Here is a 14,634-nt window from a genome sequence, read left to right as displayed (position 1 = left end):
AATCAAGGAGATACGCCGGCCAGTCGGCGTCTTCTTTGTCGCCGCACAAATTGCAAAGCGCAATTTCCAGGGAATGCGACCGGAACGCCGAACAGACTATTCCCGGGTCCCGTCGGCCAGTTCAGCAAGTCCCGCAGGGTCGATGACAAGCAGTTTCTGCCGGCCGCCTTCCACGTAGCCCCGCGCCTCCCAGGCGCTCAGGATGCGCGATACGGTATGCAGCGTCGTTCCGGTCATCTCTGCAATGTCCTGCCGGGAAATCGGGAAATCGATCCGGATGCCACCCTCTTCCTTGCGGCCTGCCTTGCGCGCCAGCCGCAACACAGCATGGGCGACGCGACGCTCCACCTCCTGGGTCGACATCTCCCTTATGCGCGTATGGGCTTCTTCCAGCCGCTGCCCGATGGTCTGCATTGCGGTCACGGCAAGCCGAGGATTATGTTCGACGAAACTGGGCCAGAGATCGGTCGGCCAGCAAAGCGTCACGCTTTCTGCCGCTGCGATGGCGGTGCCCGGATAGTCCATGCGCTGCAAGGCCTTGGCGAAACCGAAGAGGTCGCCAGGATGCACCACCCGCACGATGATCTGCTGTCCGTCCTCGGTCACCTGGGTGACCTTCAGGCGTCCATGGAGAAGAAGAAAGAAGCTGACGGCCGGTTGCCCCTGTTCGAAAACGGCTTCACCCTGCGGCACACGACGTGACGTCGCATGCGAGAGCAAGCGGTCCAGCTCCTCGTCACTCATGCGGTCGAACAATGGAAGCGATTTGACGACGGCCCGATCGATCTTCACCGCCGTATTCCTTTCCTCCGGAATCGGACCCTGCAAGGACAAACATATGTTCGCCCGCCCGGTCCGTTCGAATGACGTATCCGCCGGTTTGTTTAGACTAGAGAGAGGTTTGACGGAAGGCAAAAAAGAGCCGGGCGAACCAACGGTCGTCCCGCACCAGGCGAAAACCGACATTATCGGGAGGCGTTCCGACCGAACAGCCACCGCCTTTCGGCTCCCGCACGAAGGCGCTGAGCGGCGCACGATGCTTGCCGGAGGCGACATAGATACCGCAGCTCTCGACCTCCTCGACGACCTCACCGGAGGTTCCGAGATTGACACGCCGATTGCAGGTTGTCGTCCACTCCCAGACATTGCCGCCGAAATCGGCGAGACCGTATTCGTTTTCGCCGAAATGACCGAACGGTTGCGGCGCCGGCTCCCGCGATGCCTTGCGGGCAGCCTCCCGCTGGTAATCTGCTAGCCATCTGAGTGCCGGGTTCTTGCTGTCCGGATCGACGCCAAGCGCGTCGTCCGGAAATTTCGAACCGGCGGCAAAGGCCAGTTGTTCATCGCTCGGCAGCGACCAGACGGCGTTGTCGTGCCGGCTGAGCCAAGTAGCATAAGCCTCCGCGTCGTCATAGCTAACGCCGGTTGCGGGCATGTCCGGCAAGGACGGTATCGTCGATTCCCGTGCCGGGCAGGCCCCGTCCGCGACACAGCGGTCATAGTCGGCGGCCGAGATCTGGTATTTCGTGATCGTCAGCGGCTCTCCCGGCGCCACCTCCAGCATCGGAGCATCGACCGCAAATCCGGCCTTGAAGAATTCACCCGCCTGGCGGTAGCGGAAAGTCCGCGGTTCAACGACGATCGTCTCCGGCGTGGCCACGAGCGCTACGCCGGGCTGCGGCAGAACGCCGGTGCGCAATGCAAGGGTTCCGGCAAGACCCAACAACAGGATACCGGGCAGCATCAGGGAAAGGGCGGAAACGGAATGATTTGTGCGGACAGACAGCATGACGACCTCCTCAAGGTCGCGGCGGGAAAGAGGAGATCCGCGCCCGCCCGTGGCGGACGCGGACCCTTTGCATTCAGCTGGCGCTCGGAGCCATGACCGAAGTCATCAGATCGTCGTTCCATTCGCCGGTGACCGTGAAATGCGCAGCCGCGCCAAGCTCGAAGGCTTCGATCAGGTTGTGGTTGACGTAGGCATAAACGCCCGGCTGATGGAAGGTGTAGAAGGCTGCGCCTGCCGCACCACCCGGAATGAACCAGGTTTCCTGGTCGGTTTCTGGCACGTTGTGGAACTTGCCGGTTGCCCAGACATAGTCGCCATGTCCGCCGATCAGGTGCGGACGGGTATCGCGGTTGGCCTGCGAATGGACGATCAGGACACGGTCGCCAACCTCGGCCTTCATGGCGTTCTGGCCGGTCAGCGCGCCGACGGCACCGTTGAAGACGATATGGCTTGGAGTAAGCGACCGCATGACTTCCAGCGTATCGGCATAGGCATCGCCGGCGCTCTCGTATTTCTTGAAGTTGCCGTTCTCGTCCTTCGGGATGTAGAAGTCCTGTTCGCCGACATAGTAGATCTTGTCGTAGGTCAGGTCATTGCCCTTGCCGTCCTTCAGACCGTCGCGCGGCAGCACCATGATGGCGCCGTTCATGCCCGAGGTGACGTGCCACGGAACCATGCCGGGAGGTGCGCAGTGATAGACGAAGACGCCGGCCTTGGTCGCCTTGAAGCGCAGAACCGTCTTCTCACCGGGATTGACCAGCGTCAACGCGCCGCCGCCCAGAGCACCGGTTGCCGCATGGAAGTCGATGTTGTGCTGCAGGGTATTGGTTTCGGGGTTGACCAGTGTCAGTTCGACATAATCGCCCTCGTGAACGACCATGAGCGGGCCGGGAACCGAACCGTCGAAGGTCATGGCGTGCACTTCCGTGCCCGCATCGTCGAGGATCATCTTCTGTTCCTTGATGGTCAGGGTGAATTCGACGACCTTCGGACCGCCCTCGGCCTTCTGCGTGTGGGCATGGACGAACGGAGGCTTGACGAGTTCGACCTTCTCGCGGGGAAGCTTTGCGATGTCGGCGGCGGTTGCGGCCGCATTGGTCTTGATGCCACCTCCTTCGGCACGAGCCTCGGAAGTCTTGATGATCGGCGCCAGGGCGCCGGCAAAGGCCGCGCCGGCCAGAATCGTGCGGCGGGTTACCTGAAACTGCTCAGTCATCGGAATGTCTCCTTGTGGTAGAGCGGAGCGGATATCGTCCGGTGACAAGAGTTCTACTCCCGATCGCGAAATCTAATTTGTGCCAGAACAAACTTCTTCCGGCCGACATTTTACCTGCGTCATTTTGGCAGGGCGCAAAATGACAAAGATCAGAAGAGGGCAGGTCGGGCTTTGCTTGCGAATGCACAAAGATCGAAGGAGGGTTTCTTCTTAAAACGATTGCGATTTATCAAGCAATCGGAGATCCGTCATGAGCAACAGCCAACAGACGAGCCGCCCGGCCGGCGGCATTCCACGCGGCCTTTCCCGAACAGGCCCGGTTCTGTTTTCCTATGGCTTTCGCCCCTTCTTCTTTGGTGCCGCGATCGTTGCGATAGCGGCCATGATCCTCTGGATCGCCGCGCTCGCCGGCATCGTCGAGGTCGGAGGCTCCTACAGCGCCCATCACTGGCACGCCCATGAGATGTTGTTCGGCTTTTCCTCCGCGGTGGTCGCCGGCTTTCTCCTGACGGCGGTTCCCAATTGGACTGGCCGCCTGCCGGTGTCGGGCCGACCCCTCGCCGGCCTGTTTTTGCTCTGGGCGGCGGGACGCCTGCTGATGCTCGCCCCCGACCTGATCGGGCTCGTGCCTTCCGTCGCCATCGAAAGCCTGTTCCTGCCCGTCCTGCTCTTCATCTGCGCCCGGGAAATCGTCGCGGGACGCAAGTGGAAGGATCTGAAGGTCCTGGGTATCCTGACCGTGCTGTCGCTGGCCAATATCGGCTTTCATCTGAATACCCTGGCCGGAGAACATGGCGGCACCGTCGAAAGGCTGGCGGTTTCAGCCTATCTCGTGCTCATCATGATTATCGGCGGGCGTATCATCCCGAGTTTCAGCCGCAACTGGCTGAACCAGAGGGGCGAGACACGCTTTCCGGCGCCCTATGGCCGCTTCGATACCGCAGTCATCGCGGTCGGCGCATTGGCGCTCTTCTGCTGGAGCCTTAAGCCCGAGCAGCCGGCAACGCTCGTGCTCGCCGCTGTCGCCGGCATCGCCCATGCAGCACGGCTGCGGCGTTGGCGCGGCCTGGCTGTATGGCCGGAGAAACTGCTCTTCATCCTGCATGTCGCCTATGCCTTTCTGCCGCTCGGATTTGTGGCAATCGCGCTTGGCGACAGGATAGGCCTCGGCGATGCGGGCATCATGCACGTGATGACGGTCGGCGCCATGGCAGCGATGATGCTGGCGGTCATGACCCGCGCCACACGCGGCCACACCGGCCGGCAGTTGACGTCATCGCCGCTCACCAATCTCTCCTATGCCGCAATCCTTCTGGCGGCACTTCTGCGTCCAGCTGCCGATCTTCTGCCCGCTCAGGCCATGACGCTCTACGGGCTTGCCGGCCTGGCATGGCTGGTGGCCTTCGGCCTCTTCGTCGTCGAATACGGTCCGATGCTCGCCCGGGTCCGGCGCACCTGACGGAAACTGGATAAACGAAAACGCCCGGTTCTCGGACCGGGCGCTTTCGTTTGCGGGCTGCCGATCCGCAAAGATCAATGCCGGCCCGCTCCCCGGAGGGCGGGAGTGCGGATACGTTCGGGCGTCCACCGCGGTTCATAGACCAGTTCGACGGCGACCCGCGCCACGCCATCAACGGCAACGATGCTGGCCTCCACCGCGTCTTTCAGGAAACCGGCCGCCGGACACCCCCGCGAGGTCGTCGTCATGACCACGGCAACCGCGCCGTCTCCTTCGACGACCACGTCGTAGATGAGGCCGAGATCGACGATATTGCCGCCAATCTCGGGATCGAGAATACCACTCAGGGCATCGTATATGCGTGCTAAGAGAAAATTCGCGGCATCGTCGTTCACATCCGTCACTCCCGGGCTTCGCCGACACGTATCAGCATGCGATAGGCGCTGCCGGTTTCATCGAAATTGCCGACCCACTGATGCCCCCGTTTCTCGAGTTCCGGCATGAGGAAGACGGGCTCGCGCGCAAGCAGCGCAAAGAGCACTTCGCCCGGGTCCATGAGTTCGATCTTGGCGAGGATGCGCGTCATCGGCTCAGGCGGATCGAGATCGGTGAGATCGAGGTGAAAGACCGGGTCGGCCCAAGCCGTCGCATCATTGCCGCTGGCCGACGCGGAAATATCGGCGGGCCCACCGGCCTCCGGTGTGAAGAGCACCTGCCAGTCGCCTCCGCCGATCTCGGTAGCCTCATGACCGAAGCCCCGCTTGCCCATGACGCGGAACAAGGGTTCAGGCTTGAAGGTCGCGAACAACCTCAGGCCTTCGCCGGGCGCCAGCGAATGCACCGCTTCCATGATAGCCTGAAACGGCTCGCCGCCATTGCGCAGGATAGGGCGTACGTCGAGTTCTTTGTATGATCGTGTCATCGTTACCTCCTGAGGTCGGGGGATGGCAGAAAGAGATAGGGACGCATAGTACCTTTCGGCAAGCGCAGGCCGGGAGCGACATCGACCAGACGTCTGGCGCGCAGAAACTCGATAACCAAGGCGAAAGTAGCGCAGAACTGCAAAAAGACGCCGACGCGAAACAGGAACGCGATCCCGAGAGAAAGAGCAAGCGTGGCAACCGCCACTCCGGCATGGAAAGCCACGAACCACATCCGGGCGCGCCGCTCGCGCACGATATCCTGAACCCGCGGCGTCGGCACACGGCCGAGCACCGGACCGTAGCATTCGAGCCAGGTGAGAAACGGCACGATCTTGTAGAGCTGAGCCAGACCGAGGCCGCTCAGCCAGCCGAAACCCGCGAGATAGATGATAGCCTCAACATGATCCCCGATCCGTCCGGACAGGGACGCGACCACCAGCCAGACGAACGCCACGAAAAGCCAGGCGAAAGCCGCAAGGCTGGCAAGACTGTTCAATTCCATATCGCGCCGCCGCCGCGTCCTTACGATCGCCAGGAGATCAAATCCGTAGAGGATGAGGCTGACGGCCGCGACGAAACAGGCGAGCGCAGCGGTGAACACCGCGCTATTGCCACGGAAGGTCAGCAATACCAGCAGGAGAAGCAGCGTCAGCACGGAAGCTCCACCCAGAAAAACCAGGTTCGGTCGACGGCCTTCGGGTTCGCCGGCAAGCAGGAACATCGGCAAGAGCTTGTAACTTACACCGAGCGCTGAAAGGGTAAGCCAGCCACCGAGCCCGAAGGCTGCATGCACTGGCAGCATGTCGGACACCAGGGCAAGCAGGTCGCCGGGCAACAGGGAGGAGAGCCCGAGTGCCATGAAGACACCGAGACAAACGGTGCCCACAAGCCCGACGATGCTGAGCGCCACGAAACGTCCTGCAAGTGGCAAGGGCCGTGCATCGAAAAACGTACGCAGCACCATTGTCGCGACGCCGAGGAAACCCGTCGCGAGAAGGATACCGCCGCAAGCCAGGAGGTGGTCCGACAGCGTGACGCCGGAGGCGAGAAGCGCAAAGCCGGACACCAGCCCGACTTCGCCGGCAAGGATCGCAACGAGGGATGGAAGCGCCAGCCTCCCCGCCCGCAGCGGCTTTGCCGCAAGCACCGGTACAAACTGCAACAGGGCTCCCGACATCAGGAGACCGAGCCAGCCGGCGGTAATCAGGTGAACGACGGCCAGCACATCGCCGCCGGAAATACCGGCAACCGGATTGCCATAACCGGCGGCCAACAGGCCTTCTCCCGCAAGCAGGAAAAGGCAGGCGGCGGCAAAGTAGCTCATGGTCCAGCGGGAAAGGCTTGCTCCCGGCATGTCGATCACCTCACTCAGGAATACCGCAACGCCCCGCGTCTCAATGATCCGAGCCGCAGCAGCAGTCGCAGCCGCTGTTTTGCAAGCGCTCGATCTCGACGCGCCAGACCTCCGGCCCCTCTTCCAGATATTCCCACCCGAACATGCCGGAGAAATGCATTTCGAGCTGGTAGTGCAGCGGCCGCGGATCGTGATCGCTGGTAATCAGCATCGATCCGCCCGGAAGCAGCGCGTTGAGCATTCCGAAGATACGGGGATGCCGCTCGACCGGCGGTACGGTGCGGACGTCGATCAGCGGCTTTTCTTGCATGGTTTGGCTCATGGGTCGGTCTTGTCCTTCTTCGGCCCGACAGGTCTTCGATTGTTGCGGCCCGGGCCCGGCCTGCCTGTCGAAACTAGACCGAAGGACGAAGGGAGAACTTGTCGCCGCGCAAATAACATCGAGAACGTCGACGGGCTTTCGTTCCGTTGCTTGGGATTTGGCAAAGAGCAAAAGGAGACCGCGATCTAGGCTCCGGACAGTTACGAACGGAGAGCCGCCCCATGTCCCTTGATATCGTCGAAAAATACGGCGAAGCCCGCCTGCCCCGCTACACCAGCTATCCGACCGCGCCCCGCTTTTCCTCCTCGATCGGCGCCGGCACCTATGGCGACTGGCTGAAACAGATACCCTCCGGGGAGGCAGTTTCCCTTTACCTCCACATCCCCTTCTGCCGGTCGATGTGCTGGTATTGCGGCTGTCACACCTCGATCACGCAGAAGGACGAACCGATCCTGGACTATCTCGACGTGCTGAAACGTGAGATAGCCATCGTCGCAAGGACAGCCGGCAAGCCGCTCAAGGTACGCAACATCCATTTCGGCGGCGGCACCCCCACCATCATGAAACCGGAGGAATTCCTGGATCTCTCTGCGTTCATACAGAAGACGTTCGACGTCATGCCGGATGTCGACATCGCCGTCGAAATCGATCCCCGCACCCTCACGCAAGCCATGATCGGCGCGCTCGGGGAGGCCGGTGTCACCCGCGCCAGCCTCGGCGTGCAGAGCTTCGATCCGGTCGTACAAAAGGCCATCAATCGCATACAGACCGCCGAACAGACTGCGAAAGCAACGGATGGACTTCGCGGATACGGTATCGGCAGCATCAATTTCGACCTGATCTACGGCCTGCCCCACCAGACCGTCACGTCCTGCATCCAGACCACGAAGACGGCCATAGCCATGCGGCCGGATCGTTTCGCGGTGTTCGGCTATGCCCATATTCCCTCGTTCAAGAAGCACCAGCGACTGATCGACGAGAAGGCCTTGCCCGACACGACAGAACGCCATGCCCAGGCCGAGGCAATCGCCGGGACACTGGTCGCGGCCGGCTATAGGCGGATCGGGCTCGATCATTTCGCGCTGCCGCAGGACGAACTCAGCCTCGCCGCGCAAGACGGAAGATTGCATCGCAACTTCCAGGGTTACACCACCGACGCTTGCCGGACCCTGATCGGCTTCGGCGCTTCGGCCATCGGCAGGACGGCGGAAGGCTACATTCAGAACGAAGTCGCCATCGGCCAATATGCGCAACGCATCGCATCCGGTCAGCTTGCCACATCCAAGGGTTATCGGATGACGGACGAGGATCGCCTCCGGGCGGCCGTGATCGAGCGGCTTATGTGCGATTTCGAAGCCGATCTCGACGGTCTCGCCAGGCGTCACGGTTTTGACCCCGCACTGCTGACGGAAGGGAATGCCATGCTTGAGCGGCTGGCGAGCGACGGCATCATCGGGATGCGGGACGGTGTGCTGAGCGTAAGCAACGACCATCGCTTCGTGATCCGCGTGGTGGCCGCGAGCTTCGACGCCTATCTCGGAGAAACCGGCCGCACCCATTCCAGGGCGGCCTGATCTGTCACGGTCGATCGATATCGATCAGGAAAATACTCGAAAATACGAAAAGGCCCGGCAACACCCCGATGCCGGGCCTTTTCCGCGCCTCACCGCCGCCTCAACCGGCGAGGCCGCGATAGATCGCCGGCAAGGCTGCCGGCAGTTTCGCGATGTTGGAGACGATCGCATAGCCGTGCTGACCGAAGATCGCCGGCACGTAGGATTTGGCATCCCGGTCGACGGTCACGCCGAAAACCCGGATGCCCTTGCGTCTGGCCTCCATGACCGCGCGGCGGCTATCCTCGAGCGCGAAACGACCCTCATAGTGATCGACATCGTTCGGCTTGCCGTCTGTCAGCACCAGCAACAGCTGCCTGCGATTGGGCTGGTCGGCGAGCCTGGCAGAGGCATGGCGGATGGCCGCGCCGATCCGGGTATAATATCCCGGCTTCAACGCTCCAATGCGCCGCTCAACTGCCGGCCCCATCTTCTCGCCGAAGTCTTTCACGCTCTCGATACGAACCCACGATCTGCGCCGGGAGGTGAAAGTCAGGATCGAATGATTGTCGCCGCAGGCGGCAAGGCCATTGGCAAGCACCAGAAGAGCCTCCTTTTCGACATCCAGTACGCGCCTGTCATCGAACCATGCATCCGTCGACAGGGAGACATCGACGAGCAGCGTCACAGCGAGATCGTGCGCCTGCGGCCGGCTCATCAGATGGATGCGATCGCTGCCCTCGCCGCCGGCGGCAAGATCGCTGCGGCTGCGCACCACGGCATCGAGATCGAGATCGACGCCATCGAGCTGGGCGCGCAGCATCTCGTGTTTCGGGCGCAACACCTCGAACTGACGCCGCACCCGGCGCATCAGGCTCTTCATCGCCGCATTCTCTTCGAGCGACTCGCCCTCTTCGGGCGCCGGCGCGGCAAGCACCCGGCAATAATCCTTGAGATAGACGCCCTGCCTGTAGTCCCATTCCGGATAGGTAAGCTCGGTCGTCAGAGGCGTACGGTCGAGCGCCTCCGGCGGCAGATCAAGATCGAAGCGGAAGCGGGCGGATGGCCGCCCGTTCCGCTCACCGAGCGTCATGTCGTCCAGTTCCTCCGCCGCAGTCGCGTCGTGATCGTCGCTGTCGTCGCCGGGTCGGTCGACATTGACCATCTCCGCCATGGCCAGGATCTTTTCGAAACGGTTGAGGATGAACGGGCTGCGATCCTTGTCACGCCCATCGGTCTTTTCACGGGTGGCGATGTGGCGCCCGGCGGCAGTCGCTTGCCTGTCGCTGCCCGCCGCTGGGCGATCCTGGGTCTCACGCGGAGCGCCCTCTTCGCGCAGCAAGGCATCCGGCCAGAGCGGAACCGGCAGCATCGGCAGGTATCCGGGCGGCGCCTTGGCCGGCAGGATCGCCGGTGGATGCAAGGCCGCAAGGCCCGCGCCCTTGCGCAGGAGATCGATGATGCGTGCCTCCAGCATCTGCTCGACGCGGGGCAGTTTTCCTCGCCGGCGTTCAGCGAGAAGGGCCAGGCACAGACGGGCATAGCGGTCGGACATCCCCGGGAAAACCGCAATGACACACTCCGTGGTCTTCTCCGCCCGCTCCAGTATGGCAAGGTCCCGCTTTAGCGGATCGCCCACCGGCACCGGCTCTAGCGGCATCACCGCCATTGCGGCGGCAAGCCAGAGATAGAGATCGCGGTTCAGGCCGGCGTCGGGCATCAGGTCGATTACCGGCGGCAGCATCAGCGTCGCATGGTCACGGCCGGGCTGCACGAGTTTTTCCTCTCCGAGACCCAACCGCTGACGAAACTTTAACCGGTGGGCGGAAGTGCGTCCGCGGGCCGGCGCCACCTGCACGGTATGCTCGCCGCCGAAACCGCGGAAACAGACGGCCAGCATCGGCTGGATTTCCTCAAGGGAAACGGCAGCCCGCGGATAGCGGGGCCACGTCCGCGTGTTGCCGGCAACATTGTGCCAGGCGCGCCCCACGGTTTCTTCGAGTTCGAGGAAATCCAGCATACTGCACTCCCTTAGCGGATGACCGCCTGCGAAAGTTCGATCAGCGCGGCCCGCACCTCCGGCTCGTCCGTCAACGGCTCGATCATGGTCGATCGGACAGCATCGCGCGGCGAAAGGCCGGCATCGATCAGGCTGGCGCAATAAACGAGGAGACGGGTCGAGACGCCCTCCTCCAGGTCATGACCCTTGAGCGCCCTCAACCGCCGTGCCAGTTCGACCAGAGGCGCAACCTCGCCGGCGGAGAGTCCGCTTTCGGAAGAAACGATCTCGATCTCACGATCCTTCGGCAGAAAATCGAATTCGATGGCAACGAAGCGCTGGCGCGTGGAGGGCTTCAGCGTCTTCAGGAGATTCTGGTAGCCCGGATTATAGGAGACGACGAGCATGAAGGCGGGCGGCGCTTCAAGTTGTTCGCCGGTCCGTTCCAGGGGCAGGATGCGACGGTCGTCGGTGAGAGGATGGAGCACGACGGCCACGTCCTTGCGGGCTTCCACCACCTCGTCCAGATAGCAGATCCCGCCCTCGCGCACGGCGCGTGTCAGCGGCCCGTCCACCCACACCGTATCGCCGCCCTTGAGCAGGTAGCGGCCGGTCAGGTCGGCGGCGGCAAGGTCGTCATGGCAGGAAACCGTCGAAAGCGGCAGGCCGAGTCGGGCCGCCATGTGGCTGACGAAACGGGTCTTGCCGCATCCGGTCGGCCCCTTGAGCAGCAGCGGCAGCTGGCGCGTCCAGGCGGTCTCGAAAAGCGCACATTCGTTCCCGGCAGGCGAATAGGCCGGAATATCAGGCGCAGGCGGGTTGGTCAGCATCAGGTTCATGGGGTGTTTTCCTTTCGGGCAAGGACGTTTGATGCGGCCGCCTCCCCTGAAAGGAGAAGACGGCCGTTTTCGTTACTCAGCCGGCTCCGCGACACCGCCAAAGGCGGGCTCGCGCTCCTTGCCGGGCACCAGGATCGACCAGATGAACATCAGCGCGGAGACGAGGACGACGACGCCAGAGCCGAGGCGGATCCAGTAGAACAGCGCAAGCTGATCCTGCACGGCCATGTAGCTTTCGCCGAGAACCCGCTGCAAATGCACCTGCAGCACGCCCGCAAAGGTCAGCGCGAAGGTCATGACCGACATCGCGGTGCACATGGCCCAGAAGCTCGCGATCGAAAGCCACTGGTTATAGGGCCGGCGTCCGCGGATCTCGGGGACCGCGTAGGCCATGACGGCAAGGTTCAGCATCACATAGGCGCCGAAGAAGGCGAGATGACCGTGTGCTGCCGTGACCTGCGTGCCGTGGGTGTAGTAGTTCACCGACGACAGCGTGTGCAGGAAGCCCCAGACGCCGGCGCCGAAGAACGCCATGACCGAGCAGCCGATGGACCAGAGCAGGGCGGCCCGGTTCGGATGCTTGCGGCCGGCCTTCCAGGTCATGACGAAGGTGAAGATGACCATGGTGAAGAACGGGGCAACTTCAAGGGTGGAGAACAGCGAACCGATCCACTGCCAGTAACCCGGCGCGCCGATCCAGTAGTAATGGTGCCCTGTGCCGAGAATGCCGGAGAACAGCGCCAGACCAACGATGACATAGAGCCACTTCTCGACCACTTCCCGGTCGATGCCGTTCAGCTTAATCATCAGGAAGGCAAGCACGGAGGCCATGATGAGCTCCCATACGCCCTCGACCCACAGGTGGACGACGTACCACCAATACATCTTGTCGAGCGCGAGGTTTGCCGGATTGTAGAAGGCGAAGAGGAAGAAGATCGCCACACCCCAGAGACCGAAGATCAGGATATTGGTGACGACCGTCTTGCGACCTTTAAGCACCGTCAGCGTGATGTTGAACAGGAACATCAGGCAGACGACCACGATGCCGACCTTGATCGCGAAGGGCTGCTCGAGAAACTCGCGTCCCTCATGGATATGAAAGAGATATCCGACCACGGCGATTGCAGCCGCAACCAGGAAGAGCCAGAACTGCGCGATGGCGAGCTTCGGACTGTAGAGCTCCGTCTCCGCCTCTTCCGGCAGGAGATAATAGGTGGCGCCCATGAAGCCCATCAATAGCCAGACGATCAGCGCATTGGTATGGATCATCCTGACGATATTGAAGGGCAGGAGCTCGGAGAGCGTATTCGGCAGAACATAGATCGTGCCGGCAAGCACGCCGAACAGGACCTGGGCGAGGAAAAGGCCGAGGGCGCCGTAGAAATACAGCATCGCGACCTTCTGGGTTTGGTATTTCATGGTTGGGTTCTCCTTGGGTCGACGTTTCTCAGCCTGCCTCGTTCGGCGGCCAGTTCTGCGTCTTGATCCGGCTCGTCCATTCGAGGAAGTCGGCGAGATCGTTAAGTTCCTGCTCCGTCAGGTTGAACTGCGGCATCTGCCGCCGTCCCTCGACGCCGGAGGGCTGGGCCGCCATCCATGATTTCAGCGTCTCTCGGGCGCCTTCGGGATCGCTTTCGCCGCCCCAGCGCTTCCAGACATTGCCGAGTTCCGGTGCGAAATAGGCGCCCTCGCCCAGCAGAGTGTGACAATTGATGCAGGAGTTCTGCTCCCAGACGTGCTTGCCGCGCGCGACGCTGTCTGTCAGCGTCGTTTCGTCCGTCGAGCTCGTCCGCATATAGTAGTGACTGTGGGCCGTAAGCCCCACGAAGATCGCGAAGAAGAAGATGGACCCGCCGTAAAAGACATTGCGGGCCCCTGTCTTGGTCAGGCGCTCTGCCATCCCCTGGTCCTTTCTTTGCCCGCGGACAGGAGCGCCGCCGGCCTGGTGAAATCCCCGCCCGCAGCCCGCGCGATGATCAGGACGCACAGGCTGCGGGACGCTCCCCTTCTAGCGCCAGGGAGAAAGCCTTCTTTGCGCTTTTGCAAACAAGCGAACGATCCGCTCAGGCAGCGCCCAAAAAGGCAATCGCAACCGACCGTGCGAATGCGACCAGCAGGAAAAGAGCCGGCCAGGATAGAAGCGCCAGACGCATGCCGCGCTTCTCGGATCGCAGCCCCATGAAGTCGAGGATGACGAAACGGGCCTTGACCGCAGCAATCAACAACACGGCGGCGACCGGCACCAGGAGCCCGCCGCTCAGGGCCGCAAGCGTGGCCCCACCCGAAGCGAGCACCACCAGTGTCGCGAAGGTGCCGAACAGTTTTCCCGTGGAAGCGTCGGTCATCATCTCATGCCAGGTAGAGGATCGGGAACATGACGATCCAGACAAGATCGATCGCGTGCCAGAGCGTGGTTATCAGGATCACATTCTGCCGCTGAGGCCGCCAGGCGACGATGAGGAGGATGACCGAGCCGAAGACCACATGCAGTAGATGGAAACCTGTAACGAGAAAATAGATCTCGAAGAAACCGCTCAGCCCACCCTCCGCGGCATGAACGATCTCGCCGGCATATTCGGCGAGCTTGACCGCCGTGAAGACAAGGCCGAGACCGGCCGCGCAAACCAGTGAGCGGCGAACCTCCGCGACGGAAGCTCCCCGGCGCGCGGCCATTGCGGCCTGCCAGCCGCTTGTCAGGAGGATGATGGTGTTGATTGCTGCAAGACCCGGATTGAGATATTGCCTGGCCGCCGAGAAATGCTCCGGCTCCAGTAGCGACATCACGAGGAACCCGGCAATCAAGATGCCGAAGGCGACAAGTTCGCTCCAGACAAGCACCCAGAGAAGGAGCGTATCGCCCTCCTCTTCGGATGCGCTTGCCACGGATAGGTTCAATGATTTGGCGGTTGCGTTCATTGCGCTCTCTTAGCCGGCAACATCGCCGGTCTCTTTGAGCAAACACAAAGAAGCCGACGGTTGACCGGCTTAGGCTGTGGCATCAAAGGAGATTGCTCATGACAGACGCACAGATCGGACTTGCCGTCGTCACACCTGTTATCGTCGGCTTCGCCATCACCCTGCACAGGATGGGCGTATTGCAGCGCGGCGGAACGATTTCCGCCGTGGCTGCCTCGGTTGTCATCGCAGCCATCCTGTTCGTCGGACAATGAGGAGGAGGAC

Annotated in this window: 16 protein-coding genes; 3 read left to right on the top strand and 13 right to left on the bottom strand. The window is 62.1% G+C overall.

All coding sequences use genetic code 11. The features are described from left to right. Nucleotides 1–96 precede the first annotated feature (96 nt). The 3 genes from J5N58_RS18980 to nirK form a co-directional block, all read right to left on the bottom strand. Nucleotides 97–792: a Crp/Fnr family transcriptional regulator gene (locus J5N58_RS18980; protein WP_112829578.1), complete on the bottom strand. Its 696-nt coding sequence runs from the start codon at nucleotides 790–792 to the stop codon at nucleotides 97–99. Nucleotides 793–889: 97 nt separating this feature from the next. Then, nucleotides 890–1,789 (bottom strand): SUMF1/EgtB/PvdO family nonheme iron enzyme, encoded by a 900-nt coding sequence (locus tag J5N58_RS18975; RefSeq protein ID WP_112829513.1) that lies wholly within the window; start codon nucleotides 1,787–1,789, stop codon nucleotides 890–892. A 73-nt stretch (nucleotides 1,790–1,862) separates the two neighbouring features. After that, nucleotides 1,863–3,005 (bottom strand): copper-containing nitrite reductase, encoded by a 1,143-nt coding sequence (gene nirK, locus J5N58_RS18970; RefSeq protein WP_112829512.1) that lies wholly within the window; start codon nucleotides 3,003–3,005, stop codon nucleotides 1,863–1,865. Nucleotides 3,006–3,255: 250 nt separating this feature from the next. Here nirK and J5N58_RS18965 point away from each other — a divergent pair, with 250 nt between their 5' ends. After that, entirely contained in the window at nucleotides 3,256–4,464 is a 1,209-nt protein-coding gene (locus J5N58_RS18965) for an NnrS family protein (RefSeq protein ID WP_113443000.1), read from the top strand. Between the two features lie 74 nt (nucleotides 4,465–4,538). Here the strand turns inward: J5N58_RS18965 and J5N58_RS18960 are convergent, their stop codons facing one another. From J5N58_RS18960 to J5N58_RS18945, 4 genes are read right to left on the bottom strand one after another with little or no spacing between them, the layout of a single operon-like run. Next, nucleotides 4,539–4,859, bottom strand: a complete 321-nt coding sequence (locus tag J5N58_RS18960) for an iron-sulfur cluster assembly protein (RefSeq protein WP_113438855.1) — start codon at nucleotides 4,857–4,859, stop codon at nucleotides 4,539–4,541. A gap of 5 nt (nucleotides 4,860–4,864) precedes the next feature. Then, on the bottom strand, nucleotides 4,865–5,386 hold the full coding sequence (locus J5N58_RS18955; protein ID WP_113339343.1) for a DUF2249 domain-containing protein: 522 nt from the start codon (nucleotides 5,384–5,386) through the stop codon (nucleotides 4,865–4,867). Between the two features lie 2 nt (nucleotides 5,387–5,388). Then, the gene (locus tag J5N58_RS18950) at nucleotides 5,389–6,741 is read right to left on the bottom strand and encodes a hypothetical protein (RefSeq protein ID WP_113443049.1); all 1,353 of its coding nucleotides are present in this window, start codon (nucleotides 6,739–6,741) and stop codon (nucleotides 5,389–5,391) included. 40 nt (nucleotides 6,742–6,781) lie between these two features. Then, nucleotides 6,782–7,063, bottom strand: a complete 282-nt coding sequence (locus tag J5N58_RS18945) for a DUF2249 domain-containing protein (protein WP_113443001.1) — start codon at nucleotides 7,061–7,063, stop codon at nucleotides 6,782–6,784. A 221-nt stretch (nucleotides 7,064–7,284) separates the two neighbouring features. On the opposite strand from J5N58_RS18945, the gene hemN reads away from it, so the two are divergent. Beyond that, nucleotides 7,285–8,637 carry an oxygen-independent coproporphyrinogen III oxidase gene (hemN, locus tag J5N58_RS18940; RefSeq protein WP_113443002.1) on the top strand — a complete coding sequence of 451 codons (1,353 nt, stop codon included), beginning with the start codon at nucleotides 7,285–7,287 and terminating at the stop codon, nucleotides 8,635–8,637. Nucleotides 8,638–8,737: 100 nt separating this feature from the next. Here the strand turns inward: hemN and J5N58_RS18935 are convergent, their stop codons facing one another. From J5N58_RS18935 to J5N58_RS18910, 6 genes are all read right to left on the bottom strand, one after another. Beyond that, the gene (locus J5N58_RS18935) at nucleotides 8,738–10,636 is read right to left on the bottom strand and encodes a nitric oxide reductase activation protein NorD (protein ID WP_244712239.1); all 1,899 of its coding nucleotides are present in this window, start codon (nucleotides 10,634–10,636) and stop codon (nucleotides 8,738–8,740) included. 11 nt (nucleotides 10,637–10,647) lie between these two features. Continuing rightward, complete coding sequence (locus tag J5N58_RS18930; protein ID WP_244712237.1) at nucleotides 10,648–11,454, bottom strand: CbbQ/NirQ/NorQ/GpvN family protein; 807 nt, start codon at nucleotides 11,452–11,454, stop codon at nucleotides 10,648–10,650. Between the two features lie 72 nt (nucleotides 11,455–11,526). Next, a complete protein-coding gene (locus J5N58_RS18925; RefSeq protein ID WP_244712234.1) occupies nucleotides 11,527–12,873 on the bottom strand; it encodes a nitric-oxide reductase large subunit in 1,347 nt (448 codons plus the stop codon). Between the two features lie 28 nt (nucleotides 12,874–12,901). Further along, entirely contained in the window at nucleotides 12,902–13,354 is a 453-nt protein-coding gene (locus J5N58_RS18920; protein ID WP_112829504.1) for a c-type cytochrome, read from the bottom strand. A gap of 163 nt (nucleotides 13,355–13,517) precedes the next feature. Beyond that, the gene (locus tag J5N58_RS18915; RefSeq protein WP_112829575.1) at nucleotides 13,518–13,799 is read right to left on the bottom strand and encodes a cytochrome C oxidase subunit IV family protein; all 282 of its coding nucleotides are present in this window, start codon (nucleotides 13,797–13,799) and stop codon (nucleotides 13,518–13,520) included. A 4-nt stretch (nucleotides 13,800–13,803) separates the two neighbouring features. Then, nucleotides 13,804–14,370: a cytochrome c oxidase subunit 3 gene (locus tag J5N58_RS18910; RefSeq protein ID WP_244712232.1), complete on the bottom strand. Its 567-nt coding sequence runs from the start codon at nucleotides 14,368–14,370 to the stop codon at nucleotides 13,804–13,806. A 98-nt stretch (nucleotides 14,371–14,468) separates the two neighbouring features. Between J5N58_RS18910 and J5N58_RS18905 the strand changes: the two genes are divergently transcribed. Then, nucleotides 14,469–14,624 carry a hypothetical protein gene (locus tag J5N58_RS18905; RefSeq protein ID WP_244712229.1) on the top strand — a complete coding sequence of 52 codons (156 nt, stop codon included), beginning with the start codon at nucleotides 14,469–14,471 and terminating at the stop codon, nucleotides 14,622–14,624. The last annotated feature ends 10 nt before the right edge of the window (nucleotides 14,625–14,634 follow it).

The organism is Paenirhizobium cremeum (assembly GCF_022884085.1).
GTDB lineage: Bacteria > Pseudomonadota > Alphaproteobacteria > Rhizobiales > Rhizobiaceae > Allorhizobium > Allorhizobium cremeum.
This window is presented reverse-complemented; position numbering and strand designations above follow the sequence as displayed.

Coding starts and splice junctions, on each gene's coding strand:
- J5N58_RS18975 (WP_112829513.1), bottom strand. CDS start 1,789: ATGCTGTCTGTCCGCACAAATCATTCCGTTTCCGCCCTTTCCCTGATG.
- nirK (WP_112829512.1), bottom strand. CDS start 3,005: ATGACTGAGCAGTTTCAGGTAACCCGCCGCACGATTCTGGCCGGCGCG.
- J5N58_RS18965 (WP_113443000.1), top strand. CDS start 3,256: ATGAGCAACAGCCAACAGACGAGCCGCCCGGCCGGCGGCATTCCACGC.
- J5N58_RS18955 (WP_113339343.1), bottom strand. CDS start 5,386: ATGACACGATCATACAAAGAACTCGACGTACGCCCTATCCTGCGCAAT.
- J5N58_RS18950 (WP_113443049.1), bottom strand. CDS start 6,741: ATGCCGGGAGCAAGCCTTTCCCGCTGGACCATGAGCTACTTTGCCGCC.
- J5N58_RS18945 (WP_113443001.1), bottom strand. CDS start 7,063: ATGAGCCAAACCATGCAAGAAAAGCCGCTGATCGACGTCCGCACCGTA.
- hemN (WP_113443002.1), top strand. CDS start 7,285: ATGTCCCTTGATATCGTCGAAAAATACGGCGAAGCCCGCCTGCCCCGC.
- J5N58_RS18935 (WP_244712239.1), bottom strand. CDS start 10,636: ATGCTGGATTTCCTCGAACTCGAAGAAACCGTGGGGCGCGCCTGGCAC.
- J5N58_RS18930 (WP_244712237.1), bottom strand. CDS start 11,454: ATGAACCTGATGCTGACCAACCCGCCTGCGCCTGATATTCCGGCCTAT.
- J5N58_RS18925 (WP_244712234.1), bottom strand. CDS start 12,873: ATGAAATACCAAACCCAGAAGGTCGCGATGCTGTATTTCTACGGCGCC.
- J5N58_RS18920 (WP_112829504.1), bottom strand. CDS start 13,354: ATGGCAGAGCGCCTGACCAAGACAGGGGCCCGCAATGTCTTTTACGGC.
- J5N58_RS18915 (WP_112829575.1), bottom strand. CDS start 13,799: ATGACCGACGCTTCCACGGGAAAACTGTTCGGCACCTTCGCGACACTG.
- J5N58_RS18910 (WP_244712232.1), bottom strand. CDS start 14,370: ATGAACGCAACCGCCAAATCATTGAACCTATCCGTGGCAAGCGCATCC.
- J5N58_RS18905 (WP_244712229.1), top strand. CDS start 14,469: ATGACAGACGCACAGATCGGACTTGCCGTCGTCACACCTGTTATCGTC.